Annotated in this window: 12 protein-coding genes; 10 read left to right on the plus strand and 2 right to left on the minus strand. The window is 45.6% G+C overall.

All coding sequences use genetic code 11. From position 1 onward, the window contains the following. Positions 1-60 precede the first annotated feature (60 nt). The 9 genes from ACJJI4_RS01515 (at position 61) to ACJJI4_RS01555 (ending at position 15,491) form a co-directional block, all read left to right on the plus strand. Positions 61-1,227, plus strand: coding sequence for a nucleotide sugar dehydrogenase (locus tag ACJJI4_RS01515; protein ID WP_444926819.1), 1,167 nt, complete (start codon positions 61-63; stop codon positions 1,225-1,227). A 455-nt stretch (positions 1,228-1,682) separates the two neighbouring features. Beyond that, complete coding sequence (locus ACJJI4_RS01520; protein WP_444926820.1) at positions 1,683-3,080, plus strand: hypothetical protein; 1,398 nt, start codon at positions 1,683-1,685, stop codon at positions 3,078-3,080. Between the two features lie 137 nt (positions 3,081-3,217). After that, a complete protein-coding gene (locus ACJJI4_RS01525; protein WP_444895081.1) occupies positions 3,218-5,485 on the plus strand; it encodes a glycosyltransferase family 2 protein in 2,268 nt (755 codons plus the stop codon). Between the two features lie 234 nt (positions 5,486-5,719). After that, positions 5,720-7,453: an SLC13 family permease gene (locus tag ACJJI4_RS01530; RefSeq protein WP_444895080.1), complete on the plus strand. Its 1,734-nt coding sequence runs from the start codon at positions 5,720-5,722 to the stop codon at positions 7,451-7,453. A gap of 17 nt (positions 7,454-7,470) precedes the next feature. Continuing rightward, positions 7,471-8,391: a glycosyltransferase family protein gene (locus ACJJI4_RS01535; RefSeq protein WP_444926821.1), complete on the plus strand. Its 921-nt coding sequence runs from the start codon at positions 7,471-7,473 to the stop codon at positions 8,389-8,391. A gap of 104 nt (positions 8,392-8,495) precedes the next feature. Beyond that, positions 8,496-10,424 carry a capsule polysaccharide biogenesis protein gene (locus ACJJI4_RS01540; protein WP_444926822.1) on the plus strand — a complete coding sequence of 643 codons (1,929 nt, stop codon included), beginning with the start codon at positions 8,496-8,498 and terminating at the stop codon, positions 10,422-10,424. Positions 10,425-10,523: 99 nt separating this feature from the next. Further along, positions 10,524-11,579, plus strand: coding sequence for a phytanoyl-CoA dioxygenase family protein (locus tag ACJJI4_RS01545; RefSeq protein WP_444895077.1), 1,056 nt, complete (start codon positions 10,524-10,526; stop codon positions 11,577-11,579). A gap of 668 nt (positions 11,580-12,247) precedes the next feature. Continuing rightward, positions 12,248-13,492 (plus strand): capsule polysaccharide biogenesis protein, encoded by a 1,245-nt coding sequence (locus ACJJI4_RS01550; RefSeq protein WP_444895076.1) that lies wholly within the window; start codon positions 12,248-12,250, stop codon positions 13,490-13,492. A gap of 232 nt (positions 13,493-13,724) precedes the next feature. Beyond that, a complete protein-coding gene (locus ACJJI4_RS01555) occupies positions 13,725-15,491 on the plus strand; it encodes a DEAD/DEAH box helicase (RefSeq protein WP_444926823.1) in 1,767 nt (588 codons plus the stop codon). Between the two features lie 91 nt (positions 15,492-15,582). Here the strand turns inward: ACJJI4_RS01555 and ACJJI4_RS01560 are convergent, their stop codons facing one another. Continuing rightward, positions 15,583-16,122 carry a cytochrome b gene (locus ACJJI4_RS01560; RefSeq protein ID WP_413664530.1) on the minus strand — a complete coding sequence of 180 codons (540 nt, stop codon included), beginning with the start codon at positions 16,120-16,122 and terminating at the stop codon, positions 15,583-15,585. A 208-nt stretch (positions 16,123-16,330) separates the two neighbouring features. Further along, positions 16,331-17,290: a LysR family transcriptional regulator gene (locus ACJJI4_RS01565; protein ID WP_444926824.1), complete on the minus strand. Its 960-nt coding sequence runs from the start codon at positions 17,288-17,290 to the stop codon at positions 16,331-16,333. Positions 17,291-17,462: 172 nt separating this feature from the next. On the opposite strand from ACJJI4_RS01565, the gene metE reads away from it, so the two are divergent. Beyond that, positions 17,463-19,697 (plus strand): 5-methyltetrahydropteroyltriglutamate--homocysteine S-methyltransferase, encoded by a 2,235-nt coding sequence (gene metE, locus ACJJI4_RS01570; RefSeq protein WP_444926825.1) that lies wholly within the window; start codon positions 17,463-17,465, stop codon positions 19,695-19,697. The last annotated feature ends 2 nt before the right edge of the window (positions 19,698-19,699 follow it).

A 19,699-nucleotide genomic window follows, 5' to 3' on the forward strand; every position in this document is an offset into this window, starting at 1 on the left:
CCTTTAATTTGTCTATTTTCGAGTTGATATAAATTGTTTAAAGAATTCCGGTAAGTAGATATGAAAATTGCGGTAGTTGGAACAGGTTACGTAGGGCTCTCCAATGCGGTCTTACTTGCGCAACATAATGAAGTTCTTTGTATTGATGTAAATGCGAACAGAGTGGATCTTATCAATGATAAAGTTTCACCTATAGTTGACCGAGAGATAGAAAAATATCTAGCTGAAGTTCCTCTAAATCTAAGGGCGACTTTGGATAAGGAGTTAGCCTACAAACATGCGGAGTTTGTAGTTGTCGCGACACCTACTGACTATGACCCTGAGTCAAATTATTTCGATACCACGTCGGTTGAGTCAGTCGTAAGAGATGTACTAACAATTAACCCTACAGCTTCAATAGTAATTAAATCTACAGTTCCTGTAGGTTTTACAAACAAATTAAGGATACAGCTCGACTGTAATAACATTATTTTTTCACCTGAATTCTTGAGAGAAGGGAAAGCTCTCTATGATAACTTGTACCCGTCGCGTATTATCATTGGAGAGCAATCTGATAGGGCTCAACAATTTGCTGACCTGCTTTGTCAGGGGGCTGAAAAAGAGGATATTTCCGTTTGCTTATGTGATTCAGCTGAAGCGGAAGCAATTAAACTGTTTTCTAATACCTATCTAGCTATGCGGGTTGCATACTTTAATGAATTAGATACATATGCGGAAACACACGGCTTAAGCTCACGTCAAATAATTAAAGGCGTCGGATTAGATCCGCGAATCGGAAATCATTATAATAACCCTTCTTTCGGTTATGGTGGCTACTGCCTACCAAAAGACACAAAACAGCTACTGGCTAACTATCAGGACGTACCCAATAATATTATTTCTGCAATTGTTGATGCAAATACAACCCGAAAGGATTTCATTGCGTCGTCCGTTTTGAAACGCAATCCTAAGGTGGTCGGAATTTATCGACTTATAATGAAATCGGGGTCCGATAATTTTCGCTCTTCATCTATTCAGGGAGTAATGAAACGTATCAAAGCAAAGGGTGTAGAAGTAGTAGTGTATGAACCCACGCTTGCCGAATCCGAATTTTTTCACTCACGTGTAATTAGCGATTTGAGTGAGTTTAAGGCAATCTCTGATGTGGTAGTGGCAAATCGGTTAGTCGATGAGATCTCTGATATTTCTGAAAAAGTTTATACAAGAGATATTTTTGGGAGTGACTAACCTGTCAAAAGGTGGCTAGATTGAGTCTATATGCAGGATTGGCATGCCTTTTCTGCATAAAAATGCATCTGGCACATTTGTTGTGCCAATTACGTCATAGTTTTTAGCTATAGTTGAATGTTATCATTTAAGTTATACTTTCGTACAACTTACTTACAGTGTGAGGGCTGCTCGAAGAGCGATTCAACGATTATTCTGATCTAAGAGCTTCGAGATACTCTCTAGTTTGTGAAAATTCATCGAAGCTAAAGAGCTGGTTCTAGGTTTTGCTTAGTACAGAGTGTTTTAATTATTGGGATATGGGTAGGGTGCTAAAGGACTAAGTTGACAGCAAATGGCAATTTTGCTTCTGCCCATCCGGTCCCTTTCGCGAGGTTACGCTAATAAGTAAAATGTGAAAGGGTTGAGTAATAATGATTACTTAAAAATTAAGTATATTGGGGACTTTATCTACTTTGGCTTCTATTGGTAAATATTTTTTGGGTAGGGGTAGATCAAAATTTATCACTCCTGTAGTAACTAGCTCTACCATTCCTGATCCTAAATCACAAGACATTGTGATACATATTGGCGCCCCTAAATCTGGCTCTTCAGCTATTCAGAAGTTTTGTATGGATAACAGAGAGGAGCTTTTAAAATCGGGTTATTATTATCCAGAACATCCACTGGATGTTAACGGCGTTTCAGGTGGACACTCCAGGTTAGGAGTTATGCTTATACGTGGTGATATGGCTAGTGCCGCAAAGCTATTAGTGGAGTGGGTTGAGGTCGCGAAGCGGAATCAGCTGTGCCTGTTACTGTCAGGTGAGTCCTTTTATGGACGAGCTAAAGAGTTAGCTAGCCTTGTATCCGAGTATAGGGTGAAAATTTTCGCTTATTTTAGAGCCCCAATAAGCGCTTTGGTTTCAAACTATAATCAAGCAATTAAACGACATTTTAGCACTAAGCTTTTAGATTGCTTTATTGAGACTAAATTAAATGAAAGCTTGGGGGGGATATCAGGTGATGTTTTCAAAAGTTGGATTGAAAGATTTGGTTCCGATAATGTAATCGTATATCCGTATCGTTATTCAAAGGAAGAGCCTAATAGTATTGAGTTAAATTTTCTTAATTTTCTTGGTGTTTCTAGGAAGCGTATAAATAAATTCTCTTTGAATATTAAGGCTGTAAACTCTTCTTATTCTTTGGGAGCTTTGGAACTAAAACGTCAGCTGAATTATATTCTGAGTGATGCGACATTGTCATTGCAGCATGAATTGGATTGGTGCTTACAGAAATATTCAGACGAATTGCAGCTGTTGCCTTCGCCACTAACAGATGTAGTAACTTTAGAAAAACTAAAACTGTTAGAAGAAAAATTTTCCATATCCAATAAATACATGAAAGAAAGCGTTTTGGCATATTGCCCTGATGATTTCTTTAGTGAGACAGCTTCGTCAAATTTAGGTGAAGTCGATACAATAGAGAAGCGTATTCCTTTAGTCGAATTGTTGGATGCAGCAAAGGCAATTGATCATCGTCCATATGTTAAAGAAGAGTTAAAAGAACTGATTTCTAGTCACCTTTCAAATTCTAGCGTAAATAGCTATGTGGTTTATCGGCTTGCCGATATTTTTGGAGTTTTATATAACGAGCCAACCATATCTAAATTTCAATACACCGATAAGCAACTTCAAGTTGTGAAATCACGCTCTTCCGATGGGGCGGATATCTGCAGGGAAACAGCATTGGCGTTAGAGACCATCGGTGAGTTTGAGCAGGCTCTGCTCTTCATAAAAAAGGCTCTGGCACTTAGGCCTAGTGGCGTTGTTATTAATAGGATATATAACCGTCTAAAAGTGTATGAAAATTAATTTGGGAATATGGGGTGGTTGTTAACAGTATTTGTGATTGAAGAGCTTGTATTTATGTAAAGTTATAGATTGGCGGCTTTCGAGTCTTCATGCGAAAAACTGTGAAATGAACTGTTTATTTTCTAGGCTGTTAACTAGTGTTTAAATTTTTAAGATCCCTTTTCCATGTTAATTTGATTCCTCGGCTTAGGCCGCAGGTATCAATTGAGCCTGTTACGAAGCTTGAAAAAGGTTTCGAGTGGCGCGCAACAAGCAGCGATCCACAATTTTACATTAAAAACCACCTTATGGGTGCTGGTTGGTATATGGTGGAGATCAATTTATCGCATGACCAACTGCTCGCCGATTCAAAGCTATATTTTAATTATGGGCAAGGTTTCGATGAGTCGGATAGTGTTTTGATCCCCTTAAAGGCAGGCAGGGTTACAAAGCGTCTCGTGTATCTACCAAGGCGGGTTAAGGTACTTCGATTAGACCCTTTGGAGTCTACTGGGTACTTTTCTGTTAAGCATTTTCGTTTAGTTAAATTACCAGCGCAGTTTGCCTATGATCGTTTGTGCCAGCGTTTAATTAACGCGCATTTTAAGTTCCGTGATTTACGGAAAGTGGAAGTACTGCAGAGTATCCGTAATGAAGCTCATGAGACTAATCGGTCTTGGAGAGAGTTGGCATTACAATATTACGCAAGAACTTTCTCCAAACGGCGACAGGCATGTGATTATGCGGAATGGATCTCTGAGATTGAGACTTTAAAGATAGCTTCCAATTTAGATGTTGCATACAGTAGAAAACTTGATACGCAACCATTGATTTCAATTATTCTCCCAACTTTTAACAGTGATTTGGAGCTGCTAAGTAGCTGTATAGAGTCTGTAATTGTGCAGAGTTACGGCAACTGGCAGCTCTGTATTGCAGATGATGCTTCTTCAAATCAGAAAGTTCGAGAATGCCTTCAGAGTTATCAGGAGAAGGATTCTCGTATCCAAGTAGTTTTTCGAAAGGATAATGGGCATATATCTGCTGCTAGTAATACCGCTTTAGAATTGGTAAGGGGCGAGTATATTGCACTACTCGATCATGATGATACATTGGTGCCACATGCATTGATGACAGTGATGCAGGCAATTATTGATAACCCAGAGGCGCAGTTGCTCTATAGTGATGAGGATAAAATTGATGAGCTAGGTGAACGCTTTGATCCCCACTTTAAACCTGGGTGGAATCCTGATCTGCTACTGTCACAAAATTATATTTGTCATTTGACCGTTTTAAAGGCAACTCTCGTAGACTTGGTTGGGGGCTTCCGCCTGGGGGTAGAGGGTAGCCAGGATCATGATTTGCTTTTGCGATGTATGCCGTACCTGAATAGTAGCAATGTGGTACATATTCCAGAGATATTGTACCACTGGAGAGCAATTATCGGCTCCACAGCTAAGGAAGGTACTGCTAAAAATTATGCCTCAACTGCTGGTTTAAAAGCCGTGAGTGACTATTTGGATGCTCAATCTCTAAATGCCAGTGTGACACTAGGTTCGGCTCCAAATAGTTACAGAGTACGATGGAATGTGCCCGAATGCGCTCCACTTGTGACTCTATTGGTTCCTACGAGGGACGGCTATGATATTTTAAAGCCCTGTATCGATGCAATTCTATCTAGAACTGATTATCCAAATTTTGAGTTGTTAATTCTAGATAATCAAAGCACTTGCAAGGCTACACTAGGCTTTTTAGAGGAGATAATTGCCTCTGATCCTCGTGTTTCAGTTCACCGCTGGAATCATCCATTTAATTATTCTTCAATTAATAATTTCGGCGTTGCTCTTGCGAGGGGTGAGATTATTGGTTTGATCAATAATGATATTGAACCCATCAATGATGGTTGGTTAAGTGAGATGGTAGGACAGGCTTTAAGGTCTGATATTGGCTGTGTTGGAGCCAAACTTTATTATCCCAACGATACTATCCAGCATGGTGGTGTAATATTAGGCATAGGTGGTGTTGCGGGCCACTCCCATAAATATTTCAGTCGCAATGAGTATGGTTATTTTTCACGCCTCCATCTAATACAGAATCTCTCTGCTGTGACGGCCGCTTGTTTAGTATTACGTAAGTCCGTGTTTGAGGAGGTTGGAGGCTTAAATGAGAAAGACTTGGCAATCTCCTTTAATGATGTGGACTTATGTTTGAAAGTTCGTGAAGCAGGATATCGTAATTTGTGGACGCCATATGCTGAGCTATATCACCACGAGTCTGTTTCCCGTGGAGCGGATGATACAAAAGCTAAACGCCGCCGGGCACAAAGGGAGGCTGACTATATGCGTGATCGGTGGGGGGGGGTGCTGGATGCTGATCCCGCATACAACCCTAACCTGACCTTAGCTCACGAGGACTTTACCTTGGCTTGATTTTAGCAAAGCGTGGCATTTTAATTGCCACGCATAATAGTATGCGGGATGCTCTAGTAGATGAGCTTTTATTTTCCTCAAAATCTTGCCAAAGAAGGGGCCTGCTTAACTTGCCGCTTTAAAGGTTGGAGGCTAGAAAGCGCAGTCACATTAAATTTGGCATAATCTTCGTGAGTTACAAGTGTATTAGTAATAGAACTCTATCTCATATAGCCTTAATGACGCCCTAATCTTATGACCTTTTCTCAATTGCTTGTAGCCGGGATCTTCATTCTGGTTATCGGTTCACTTATTTTTACCCGCTTAAAGCCATCCCTGATCTTTGCCACGGCTGCTGGATCGTGCTTTCTAACGGGGCTTGTACCGTTAGAGTCTGCTCTACAAAAGGGGGTGAACGTCGGTCTTGTTACTTTGGTCGCTCTATTGTTGGTATCGGTCGGGTTAGAGAGGGCTCGTTGGCTTCGGGTGATCTCAGAAGGATTGATTAAGGGATCTCTTAAGGCTAGTTTACTGAGACTTTCTGCTGCTACAGCGTTGAGTTCTGCATTTCTTAACAATACGGCAGTGGTAGCTGCTCTTGCGTCTAGTGTCAAGGGGCAGCGGCGCTTCCCATCAGCCAAACTTTTGATGCCTCTGTCTTATGCAGCGATTCTTGGGGGAACACTTACCCTAATTGGCACTTCTACCAATCTGATAGTAAATAGTTTTGTACTGGATCGAGGCTTGCCTGGCTTAGACTTCTTTACTTTTATGCCCATTGGAATAGCTGCCACTTTAGTAGGGTTGGTTGTTTTGTTGCTATGTAACCGTTTGTTGCCAGAAGGGAGCGTAGTCGATGAGCCTGTGACCGAATATCTTTTAGAAGCGGAAGTCATTGAGAATTCCCCTCTCGACGGAAAGAGTGTCGAGCAGAATCATCTGCGTCACTTGGAAACTTTTTACCTAATTGAGATAGTTCGGGGTGATCAGGTAATCAGCCCTGTAGGCCCCTCAGAGATTATCCGAGATGGTGATAAATTAATTTTTTGCGGTGACGTTCGTGACCTTGGACGTTTACAGGGCATTCAGGGGCTACGCCTGTTTGCGTTAGAGGATGAAGAGTTGGGCCTGAATCTTACTGAAGTGGTAATTACCCCTAATTCTAGTATCCTCGGGCAATCGTTAAAAAGCTGTAACTTTCGTACTCGTTTTGATGCTGCAGTGGTGGCAATGCGTCGTGGTGGTGATCGGCTATCGGGTAAGTTAGGTGAAATTGAACTTCGTGCGGGAGACGCCCTTTTACTAGCAGTAGGCCAGGATTTTCGTCATCACCTGAATATTGACAAAAATTTCTATGTGATTAGTGGCACTGAAGTGCGACGTGACTTGTCACGACGGGATAATTGGTTGTTAGGCTTAGGCTTTTCGGCAGTTGTGGTGGGAACCGCGCTAGGCTATTTTTCTCTGTTAAAAGGGTTAGTGGTACTTCTTAGCGGTATGATCGCACTCGGTATCCTATCAACTACTGAATTGCAGAGGCGCTTTCCTTTTCAGATATGGTTGATCATTGCGAGTGCCTTGGTACTTGCAGAAGCATTCGCTAGTAGTGGCTTGGCGGATTTATTGGCTATCGGGCTAAAGGGGCTTCTAGCTGACTGGGGGCCAATAGCGGGTTTGGTGGGTATCTTTATACTCACGCTGTTGCTAACTGAGTTGATGACTAACAATGCAGCTGCGGCCTTGGCATTCCCCCTTGCTTGGAGTCTAGCTGATAGTTTTGATGTCAGTTGGATGCCTTTTGTAATGGCTGTAGCTTATGGAGCAAGTGCAAGCTTTTTGACACCTTTTGGTTATCAAACAAACCTAATAGTACAGAACCTTGGTGGATATCATTTGCGTGATTTTCTCCGTGCCGGGTTGCCCCTGACTATTGCTTATTCTCTGGTTGTTTTACTGTTGCTGCCAATTGTATTCCCCCTTGAGATTTGACAGGTCTGGAGATTGATTTGGAATTTGCTAGCCGCTGGCTAATTGTAGAAGAAGGTCGTAACCCCTCGACAGATTATTTTATTTTGCCATTCCTTAAAAATATGGGAGTTAGCTATAAACGTTTCGGTTTTAATGAAGTCCCTGCAGAGGAAAATATACGTGATGCAAATATTTTATTTGTGCGTTATGTCCCTAGCAAATGGCAATCATTCCTGAAGAAAAATGTTGAGGATATTTCTGGTATATTTTTCTTTATAGATGATGATTTATTTGATCAGAAGGCACTTCTTGGCTTGTCTATTAAGTACAAATTCAAATTACTTCGATATGGGTGGTCAAAGCAAAAATGGTTGAAGTCTGTGGGAGCTCAATTGTTGGTTTCGACGCCTTATTTACAGAGTAAATATAGTGACTGGAGGCCAAGATTGTTGCAAGCGGAGCCCATCAAGATAACTGATAGAAATTTTGTAAATCTTTTTTATCATGGCTCTGCATCACATCAAGAAGATATCCAATGGTTGTACCCTGTGGTAAGTGAGGTTCTTAAGTATAATCAAAATTTGAGCTTTGAAATAATTGGAAATACCTACGTGAATCGGCTTTTTTCCAATATACCAAGGGTTAAAGTGTTGCACCCGATGAAATGGCCTACTTATTTCTCGATGTTACAGGTGCCGGGGCGAAATATAGGTTTAGCGCCCTTATTGAATGTACCTTTTAATAGAGCTAGGTCTCACACCAAGTTCTTTGATATCACACAGGCTGGTGCTGTGGGTATTTACGCTGCTGGTGATATTTATGGCAAAGTGGTTCGTCATCGTGAAAACGGTTTGCTTTTACCTATGAACTCTTCGCAATGGATCGATGGAATTCTTGCTTTGGCTGAGGATGAAGAATTACGAAGGAATATGCTGGCCGAGGCACGAAAATGCCTGTAGCCGGACACTGTTCTTTAGGTTTGCGGAAACACCGGATTCTAGAAAGCCTACTCGATATACGCTGCCAGTATATTACCTTCAAGCCCGCTAGTTATGTGAGTTATATGATTGGTTGGGGGCTTAAACCAACAGCGATGAAAGCAAAAAGGATTGCTCTACGAGCAGGGCTCCCATTTGCATGTATAGAAGATGGGTTTTTACGTTCGCTCGGGTTGGGAGTTAATGGAGCGGTTCCGCATAGTCTGGTGGTCGATAAAACCGGGATCTATTATGATGCATCTCGACCTAGTGATTTAGAAACATTGATAGCTTTAGCTGACTTCACTTCTGAAGAACTGGATCGAGCGGAGAAAGGGATAGAGCTATTACGAGCTAATAGGCTTTGTAAATATAATCAATCCATAGATAAGCCCTTAGATTGGTCAACTAATTTGAAAAGGGTTTTAGTTGTGGATCAGACTTTTGGTGATGTCTCTGTTTCGGCTGGCCAGGCTTCTGAATCTCATTTTCTGGCCATGCTGGATAGTGCTATTGAAGATAACCCTGAAGCCGAGATATGTGTAAAAATACACCCGGATGTTATAACAGGGAAGAAGAAGGGTTATTTATTAAGTTTAGCTTTTGAAAAAGGCTGTAGAATTATATCTGAAGATATCTCACCTTGGGCTATTTTTGACTATGTGGAAAAAGTTTATGTTGTCACTAGTCAGCTGGGGTTTGATGCTTTAATTGCAGGGAAAGAAGTACACTGCTTTGGTGTTCCTTTTTATTCTGGGTGGGGATTAACTAAAGATAGACAATTTTTATCACGTCGCAATATCAACAGATCTCTTTCGCAGCTCTTTTGTGCTGCCTATTTGAGGTATTGTCGATATATAAACCCATATACCGGTGATAAATGTGAGTTTGAAGAGACGGTTGCTTTGATTGCGGAGCAAAAGAGGCAGTGGCTTAGGTTTCAAGGTGCTTGGTTAGGTGTGGGCTTTTCATCATGGAAGAGAAAGTTTATTCCTAATTTTCTTAGTAAAAAGAGAAAGGTGGACTTTGTTAGAGGCACAAGCTCTGTCAGTCAGTGTGCAGCGGGCGCTAATATTTTTGTTTGGGCTAGTCGGCCAACGAACTCATTGCAGAAAAAGATTGTGGAGATTCAAGCTCGTCTTTGGAGAGTTGAAGATGGGTTCATACGTTCAGCAGGGCTAGGTGCGGACTTGGTTGCACCCACTTCTTTAGTGTTTGATTCCCGGGGTATTTACTTTGATGCCCGGTCACCCAGTGATCTTGAAATTATTTTAAGTAATACTAATTTTAGTGATGAAATACTTAATAGGGCGAAAAGCCTTCATCTGCTACTTTTAAGAAAAAGAGTTACAAAATATAACATTCAGGGCTCAGTAAATCTCTCTCTTCCTGATAATAAGAAAATTATTTTAGTTCCTGGGCAGGTGGAAAGCGATGCCTCAATTGCTTATGGTTCTCCTGTTATAAAAAGTAACCACTCTCTTTTGGAGAGAGTAAGGAAGGAAAATCCAGAAGCATATATTATCTATAAACCTCATCCCGATGTGGTTGCTGGTGCTCGCTTGGGAGAATTACCTCAAGGATCTAAAAGATTATATGACTCGATTGTTACTGAAGGGGATATCTCTCAAATATTGGATCAGGTTGATGAGGTGCATACCTTGTGTTCTTTGGCGGGGTTTGAAGCCTTGCTTAGAAAAGTTAAGGTTGTCACTTATGGTTTACCTTTTTATTCCGGTTGGGGTTTAACTGAGGACACTCTGCTCTCCAAGGTAGGGAGTGATAGGAAGGATTTTGACATTTTTAAGCAAAGGCGGCGACGTAAATTGACTTTAGATGAGTTAATCGCGGGAACCTTGCTACTTTACCCAGTATATGTTGATGCTGCGACAGGGGATTACATTGATGCAGAGACCACAGTTAAGTTGGTAGAAAAAAAACGATCTTTATATAATGGCGAGAGCTTTTTCTTTAAAGTTTTTTGCTGGTATAGAAAAATTTTTCTTCGTTATTGATTAATATGATAATGGGTGCCCTGTTTAGTAGGCAGCAAAGCGAAACTGTATTTCCATATAAATAATATAGTTTCAGATATGTATCTTTGGGAGGTGATAATGCTAAGTCGAATACTTGCTTTGACCTGGAAAGCACCTAAGTGGTCTTTCGAATTGGTTAGCTGGGGGAAGAGCTTTAAGAATAATCCTATTATTGGAAATTACGTGCTTAATTTTTTCGGGTTACATGTCCTTAGGGTTGTAGTTGCTCATGCTCTATTTCGGTTCCGATTATTTCTCCTTTCTCCTATAGTTCCTTCGGAATACCGAAGAGAATTTATTGAGAATGGTTATATTTTAAAGAAAAATTTTCTCGATAATAAGCAGTTTTTACAGTTGGTAAAGGAGCTTGATCAGTTCGAGGGGCCTGTTAGGGAAATAATTGAAGGTACGACTGTAACCCAGAGGATATTTATGGATTACGAGGAGCGAAAAAGAGCTCCAGAATTTAAGCGGCTAGTTGAAAATCAGCTATTAAATCGCTTGATGCGGTACTGCTCATCGAAGAATCGGCCGCCTTTATTCTATATAGAAAACCTCTGCAACCATGAGAATGTGAATCCCCGGCCAGACCCTCAACGAGACTTACATGCGGATACCTTTCACCCGTGTGTTAAAGGGTGGTTATATATAGATGAGACGAGTGATAATAATGGAGCTTACGTCTATGCACCAGGTTCTCACAAGCTTTCCTGGAAAAGGTTGAAGTGGGAGTATAGAGAGAGTCTAGAGGCTTGTAAGAAGGGCAACGAAAGGCCATCTGGACGTTATTGGGATGGATCTTTTCGGGTCAATGACAAAGATCTGAAAAAAATGGGATATGAAGTGAAAAAGCTATCTGTCCCTGCAAATACTTTAGTGATTGGTAATGTGTATGGTTTTCACTGTCGCGGTGAGGCGCTCCAAAAGTCGAAGCGTATGACGGTGTGGATGCAGGCTAGAGACAACCCCTTTAATCCATTATTTACCCCTTTCCCTAATAGTGCTGCTAAAGCATTCGAAACAGTATGGAAAGTGGCCTTAAAACGGCTGGATAAAGGCAAGATTAACAGTGGAGAGCAGCGAAATTATTATGGACGCTTAGCTCGTTCTCGGTGCACGGAAACTGTGGATTAAGCTTGCTATTTTGTTTGTGCTTGCTTCTAAGTATATCGTGTAGGTCTTTGGTAGTTATTGCCAGTAGGAAGCGCCTTTACTTGATAAATAATGTTTTGGGGTTGACTGGTATGATATTAGTTAGGCCTTAGTATGACCGCTTGTTTGGTGGGTGAATTGTGATCTGGTCAGTTGAAATGGCTGGCCATCCAACTAAAATCCCGACTTGGCCGAAAACTTTTTTGATGGCAAGTTCGCCAGCTTCGTTTATGATGGGTAAGGATGTAAAGTAAAAAATTTTGTTTTGATAAAATGGCTTCTGAAGCTTCAAAAAAATGAACTTAGTATTCTAAACAGAGAAAAGTACTCCCTGTTTATACTCTATGCTTCTCCGGTGCGGGAGAATTTTGTCACTACCAATTTCTGAGGTTTGGAAGAAGTTAACAACTGTAGAAGATTATTGTTCTATTTGGTAGAATTTTGCGCCAGTTAGTACTCTAATACCTGTTCTTGTTCGTTTAGTTGATCAATTTCCTGTTAGGCCTATTGAGCCACGGAGTGACATATAGCGATATGTCAATGACTGAAGTAGCTAATGTGCGGCATGGAAATGGTTTTTGTTTGACCCGTTATATATATGTGCTCAATTTCTAAGCGCTAAATAGCAAGTTTTAGGGGTAGGTTGAATAATGTCTGTGGCAGTCTTTTTACAGGGACCTCATGGCCCGTTCTTTGCGAAGTTGGCAAAGAGACTCTCACATCAAGGCATAACTACGCATAAAATTAATTTCAATGGCGGCGATCGCTATTTTGCTTGGGCTGATTTTCAGAGTGATTTCACGGGAACCGAAAGTGATTGGTCACCCTTCTTTAAGTCCTATTTGCTAAAACATAATGCAGAAGCTGTATTTGTTTATGGAGACTGTCGTCGCTATCACTCTCAAGCTCGAAGTGTTTGTGAATCTTTGGGTGTTGCTTTTGGGGTGTTTGAAGAGGGGTATTTACGTCCAGATTTTGTTACGTTGGAATGGGGGGGGGTTAATGCTTTCTCTCAAATGGACTGGACGCGGGAGGAGATCGAAAAGTATGAACCGGTCCAGAGCAGATCTTGTGGGTTACCAGTAGGGCAAACATTCTGGCATCGTGCTTGCTTCGCTATGGGTTACTACGCAGCGATGCGCCTCGCGCGTTCCGAATTTCAGGCATATCACCATCATAGAAATCGAGATTGGAAAGCCGAAGGCGTTTGTTGGTTGAAGAGCTTTGCACGAAAAGGGCTTTATAAAGTAACAGAGCGCAGTTTGACGCCTAAGCTTACGGGAAAGCTAAGCCAGCGTTTTTTCTTATTTCCCTTACAGACTCGAGATGATTTTCAATTAAGACAGCACTCGGACCTTCTCTCAATTGAAAACGCCATTGATCGAGTATTGAAGTCATTTGCCAAGAACGCGCCAAATGACGCGGTGATCGTTTTAAAGCATCACCCGATGGATCGTGGGTTTTGTCATTACCAGAAGCTGATTGATAGCTTAGAAGCTCGCTATAGTATCCAGGGACGAGTTATATATTGTCATGATCTGCACTTGCCCACCCTTCTCGATCATGCTCGTGGCGTAGTTACAATTAATAGTACTGTCGGTATCTCTGCCCTTCTTCACAAAGTGCCCACAAAAGTGCTTGGGCGCGCGCTATATGACATCCCAGGCCTGACTCATCAAGGTAAACTATCCAGCTTCTGGGCTGAGCCTGAGAGCGTGGATATTGCTTTTTTCAGACGCTTTCATACCTATTTATATGAGCAAACTCAGCTAGACGGTAGCTTCTCCAAGGCGGTTGGCGCCACCATTGAAGGGGTGGTAAAGCGCATAGAATCTGCTGCTGAGGGTAGCCCCCAGGCGAAGCTCTCTATCAAAAGCGGAAATAGTGCGGGTTAATTCTCTCGCACGGACTTGGACTAGAGATTAGGGATTAGGGATTAGGGATTAGGGATTAGGGATTTTGCGTTCTTTTCCTTTCCATCTAAGGTATTTCATTCCGCTTGCACGCTTCATCACAGCTTGTTTAAAAAACAGGCTGATCTGGATCGTCTAACCTGTTAGACTGCGCGGCCTTTTACCCACCGCTCCGGTCCCGCGATAGGGACTTTGGCTTCAAGTGAATTCCGAAATGACCGATACCCCTAAAGCGGCCGGCTTCGACCAGTTGGGTCTGCCGTCTGAAATTCTCAGCGCCATCGAAAAGCTCGGCTATGAGACTCCCTCCCCGATCCAGGCACAAACTATTCCGTCCCTGCTGGAGGGGCGGGATGTGCTAGGCCAGGCCCAGACGGGCACTGGCAAGACCGCAGCTTTTGCGCTGCCGCTACTCTCCCAGCTGGACCTGAAGGATCGTCGCCCTCAGGCACTGGTGCTGGCACCGACCCGCGAACTGGCTATTCAAGTGGCTGAAGCCTGCCAGTCTTACGCATCCAAGTTGAAAGGTTTCCACGTTGCGCCTATCTACGGTGGCGCTGACTACCGCGGCCAGATACAGCAGTTGAAGCGTGGTGTCCAGCTGGTGGTAGGTACCCCCGGGCGGGTGATGGACCATATGCGTCGCGGCTCTTTAGATCTGTCCAATCTGCGCACCCTGGTGCTGGATGAGGCGGATGAAATGCTGCGCATGGGCTTTATCGATGATGTGCAGTGGGTATTGGAGCAGATTCCTGAAGAGCGCCAGATTGCGCTGTTCTCCGCCACTATGCCAAAAGAGATTGCCCGCATCGCCCGCGAGCATCTGGATGAGCCGGTTGAAGTAAAAATCCGTGTTAAGACAGAGACTGCGGAAACCATTCGCCAGCGCTATTGGCCGGTTGGTGGTCTGCACAAACTGGATGCACTGACCCGTATTCTTGAAGCGGAGCCGGTGGACGCTACGATTATCTTCGTGCGCACCAAAAACAGCACCGTGGAACTGGCAGATAAGCTGGCCGCCAGAGGGTTCGCCAGTGCCGCCCTGAACGGTGATATGGCGCAGAACCTGCGTGAAGCCGTGATCGACAAGCTGAAAAACGGCAAGCTCGATATTGTTGTAGCCACCGATGTTGCGGCTCGTGGACTGGACGTAAAGCGTATCAGCCACGTGATTAACTACGATATCCCCTACGATACCGAAGCTTATATTCACCGTATCGGTCGTACCGGCCGCGCTGGTCGCGAAGGCGATGCGATCCTGTTTGTGGCGCCCCGCGAGCGCCGTATGTTGCGTGTCATCGAGAAAGCGACCAAGAAGCCGATCGAAAAACTGGATTTGCCCAGCGCAGATGCAGTTAACAGCGCCCGTATGCAGCGCTTCCGCGAGCGCATTACCGCGACCTTGGAAGGCCAAACTGATCTGGCGCCCTATCGCCAGCTGGTTGAGGAATTCCTGGCGCAGAATGAAGTTGACCCTCTGGATGTTGCTGCCGCGCTGGCTGCAATGGCCCAGGGTGACCAGCCCCTGCTGATTCAAGAGAAAGAGCAGAGGCCGCGCAAAGAGCGTCGCGAGCGCGATGATGACTTTGACGGTGGTCGCCGTCGCAAGAAGGAAAGCTTTGAGAAAGATCGCAAGCTGCCGCCGCCCGATGAGGGGCTGGAGCGCTTCCGTATCGAGATCGGCCGCGAGCAGGGCGTGCGCCCCGGCAGCATTGTTGGCGCTATTGCCAATGAGGTGGATCTGGACAGCTCCTATATCGGCCGTATCGAAATCTACAACGATTTCACCACGGTAGATCTGCCCCAGGGAATGCCGAAAGAAGTGTTCCAACACCTGAAGAAGGTGCGTGTTTCCGGTAAGCCGATGAAAATCACCCGCTTCGATGAAGCAGCGGTGAAATCGAAAGGGAAGCCCAAGGGTAAGTCTAAGTTCAAGCCCAAAGGTAAGCCCAAAGCCAAGCGCGGCAATAACGACGAGTAAGTCGTACCTGTTTAGCTGGTTTATTCCGGGAGAGCGCAGGCCTGCGCTCTCCCATTCAGTTTCCCTTCTTCTATTTCTTCCCTGACTTGAATTAGCGCTGTGGCAGCATACGGGTGAGTGTGTTATCGCGGGCAATAAAGTGGTGCCACAGGGCGGCAGCGATATGCAGTCCAACCAGTACGAGCAGGGCGGGCCACATGACATCTTTGTGCAGGAAAGCGATTTGCTTGCCCAGATCCGGGTTTTTGGCGAACAGGTTGGGAACGGCAAACAGGCCAAAAAACTCGGTATCGCGCCCAAACAGTTGGCGCATCACGATGCCTGATACCGGCATAGCCAGAATCAACAGGTAGAGTCCACCATGGGTCAGGCTGGACAGTGCCTTCTGCCACTTCTTGCCTTCAATCTGTGGGCGCTTGTGACGTGCACGCCAGTAGAGGCGAAGGGCCAGAAGCATCAGGACACCGACTCCCAGCGAGAAGTGCAGCTGCATAAACCAGCCGCGCATGGGGTCGCCGCGCTCGTAAAACTCATGCAGTTCAACCGCTCCCCACACAGAGAGCAGCAGGATTACAAAAAGCCAGTGCAGTCCTTTACTCACTGAGTTCCAACGTTCAACCGGGTTTGACATAGAGGGTCTCCTACAAAGTCCAGGCATTTGGCCGGGTACAGGCCACTGCCGTATAGTTATTTGTGTGATTTTACCGGCCTCTCCGGCCAGACCAAACCATTGATTTGTTTGATCTGAAAATATTCAGTTTGTTTGATAATTGTGCTGAGGTTGAGTAAGTCATTATTTCCGCAAAGGCTTAAGTCGCCCAGTTAACTTTTGTAAGTGGTTAGGCAGGTTCTGCCACACTGGGGCTGGTTTTGGCCGCTCTAACACCTTGCAGATTGGCAAAGCTGGTATCCCGTGCGGTTTTGAGGAAGTCTGTGAGATAAGGTTGCTCGAGCATATCTTCCCGCACTGCCGCGTAGAGAGTGCTCCAAAGGCCCTCTTTACCCAGCTGGAATTGGGAAACAAACCCCTTTTGCAGGTACTCGTGTAGCGCCCAATTGGGCAGGGCGCAAACCCCTCGGCCGCTGGCTACTAACTGAACCATCATCACGGTGAGTTCTGCGGTTCGAACTTCTGCGGGTTCAATTCCAGCGGGGTCGAGGAAGTGCTGGAAGATATCCAGCCGCTCGCGCTCAACCGGATAGGTAATCTGGACTTCACCAGCCAATTCCTGCGGTTCTACCCAACGCCGTTTGCTCTCCTGCGCTAGAGGGTGTTTGCGACTTATGGCAAGGCACATTTCAAAGCAGAATAGCGGCTCGTAGTGCAGTCCTTTGAGATCGGGGTCTGGATTAGAAGTGACAACCAGGTCCAGATCGCCGCGCACCAGTGCGGGCAGGGGAGCGAAGTGGAAGCTGCTGCACAGGTCCAGTTCCACTTCTGGCCAGCTGTCCCGGAAGGTATTCAGTGCGGGCATCAGCCACTGGTAGCAGCTGTGGCACTCGATAGCGATATTGAGCCTGCCCGCTTGCCCAGATGCCAGTCGAGACAGGTCCCGTTGTGCTATAGCTACCTGGGGCAGTATGTCGTCGCCCAACTGCAGCAGTCTCAGACCGGCACTGGTAAATCGCAGAGGCCGGGATTTACGTATAAACAGTTCTTGGCCGAGCCGGTCCTCCATTTCGCGAAATAAGTGCGAAAGAGCCGACTGGGTCAAGTGAAGGCGCTCTGCTGCGCGTACCAAGCTGCCTGTCTCACGCAAAACACTCAGCGCACGCAAATGGCGCAATTCAATCATCATTAAAATTATTCATGTTATTTGCAAAAAATATGAAATTGATTGAACAGTACTGTGCGCACACAATCAAGTCAGGACTCTCGCTAATGCGACCGTTACCGAGATCGCAGCTGCGGGGTATTTTTCAATGGGGCAACTTTGTTCCCCTCACAGGAAACAGCTTGGGAAGGCGGCCATGGTGCAAACACATATCCTCGGCTATCCGCGTATCGGAGCCAATCGCGAACTAAAGAAAGCGCAAGAAGCCTATTGGCGCGGTGATATGCCCCAGCAGCAGTTGCTGCAAGTGGGCACAGGGGTACGTCGTGGTAACTGGCAGGCCCAAAGTGAGGCCGGTTTGAGCCGTGTAGCTGTGGGGGATTTCGCATGGTACGACCAGGTTCTGAATCACTCCCTGATGTTTGGTGTGGTCGGTCAGCGCTTTAAAGAAGGTGCGGCAGACAACAAGCTGGACCAGTATTTCCGCTTGGCCCGTGGTCGCGCTCCATCGGGGCAGCCGGTAGCGGCCAGTGCCATGACCAAGTGGTTCGACACCAATTACCACTATCTGGTGCCTGAGTTCTCCAATGATCAGGCGTTCTCCCTGGATAGTGAGTGGTTACTTGAAGAGGTGCGGGAAGCCCAATCCCTGGGCTACAAAGCCAAGCCGGTGGTTATTGGACCACTCACTTACTTATGGCTGGGGCGAGGTGTGGATAGCCCTCTGGATTTAGTGCCAAAACTCCTGCCTTGCTATGCCGAGTTGCTGTCTCAGCTCGCTGACCTCGGAGTTGAATGGGTGCAGTTGGATGAACCCATACTAGGCCTGGATCTGCCGGATGAATGGCGTGGGGCTTTTGATAGCACCTACCAGCAGATTGCGGCAGTAGCCCTGGGGGTGAATACACTGCTGGCTACCTATTTCTCACCTTTGCGCGAGAATTTGGAGCTGGTATTTTCCCTCCCGGTGCCTGGGGTACATATTGACTGTGTACGCGCACCTGAAGAACTTGAAGCTGCGGCCCAGCTGACAGGAAAGAACAAGGTTCTGTCTGCGGGTGTGATTAATGGGCGCAATGTGTGGCGAGCAGACCTCAGCCGCTGGCAGGGCACTTTGCAGCCTTTGGCGAAGCAGTTGGGAGATCGCCTGTGGCTATCAGCGAGTTGCTCCCTGCTCCACAGCCCTGTGGATCTGGAAACGGAGGTCAAGCTGCCCAGTGAGCAAAAACAGAAGCTCGCTTACAGCCGCCAGAAACTTCAGGAGTTGGCTCAATTACAGCAGCTGCTCAATGAGGACACAGAGATCCCTGTCTCAGGCGGAGAGAGTGGTGTAGCCGAGGGCTCCATTGTTGATCAATTACGGGATACTTGGCGTCAACAGTGCTTTCAGGATCGCTCTTTAGTACAGGCCAAGCGTTGGAAATTACCACTGCTGCCCACCACCACAATAGGCTCATTCCCACAGACGGATCTTTTGCGCGGTGTGCGTCGCAAGTACCGCAATAGCGAGATTTCTGAGGCGGATTATTTAGAACATCTAGGCGCTGAAATTGCCGAAGCTATCCGTCGTCAGGAAATACTCGGTCTGGATGTACTGGTGCATGGTGAGGCTGAGCGCAACGATATGGTGGAATATTTCGGGGAGCAACTGGATGGTTTTGTACACACCGGTAATGGCTGGGTGCAAAGTTATGGCTCTCGCTGTGTGAAACCCCCGATTATTTTTGCCGATATCTCCCGGCCTAAAGCCATGACTGTAAAGTGGAGCAGCTATGCCCAGAGCCTTACTAATAAGCCGGTAAAAGGTATGCTCACCGGCCCGGTCACAATTCTCAACTGGTCCTTCCCGAGGGAGGACATCCACCGCAGTGAGAGCTGTCTGCAAATTGCCAAAGCATTGCGGGAAGAGGTGTTGGATCTTGAGGCGGCCGGTATCGGGATTATCCAGATTGATGAACCGGCTTTGCGTGAGGGAGTTCCCCTTCGAGAGTCTGAGCACCAGGATTATTTTGCCTGGGCGGTAGGGTGTTTCCGCTACACCTGTAGCGAAGTAAAAGCGGAAACCCAGATCCACACCCATATGTGCTACAGCAATTTCAATGCAATTATGGATGCAATTGTTTCCCTTGATGCGGATGTAATTACTATTGAATCTGCTCGCTCCGACTTGCGCCTACTCAGCGCGTTTGCCGACAAGGCCGGTGGTTACCCCAATGAAATTGGACCTGGCGTTTACGATATTCACTCACCCAATGTGCCGGAAAGGGGGGAGTTGGTAGAGCGACTTAAGAAAATTGCACAAGTGGTGCCGGTTGAGAGACTTTGGGTAAATCCGGACTGTGGCCTTAAAACCCGTAACTGGGCTGAGGTCGGGTCATCCTTGCTGAATATGGTAGAGGCTGCGCGCACTGTGCGCACAGAACTGGCCTAGCC

It is taken from the genome of Microbulbifer maximicatervae (SeqCode) (genome assembly GCF_052467305.1).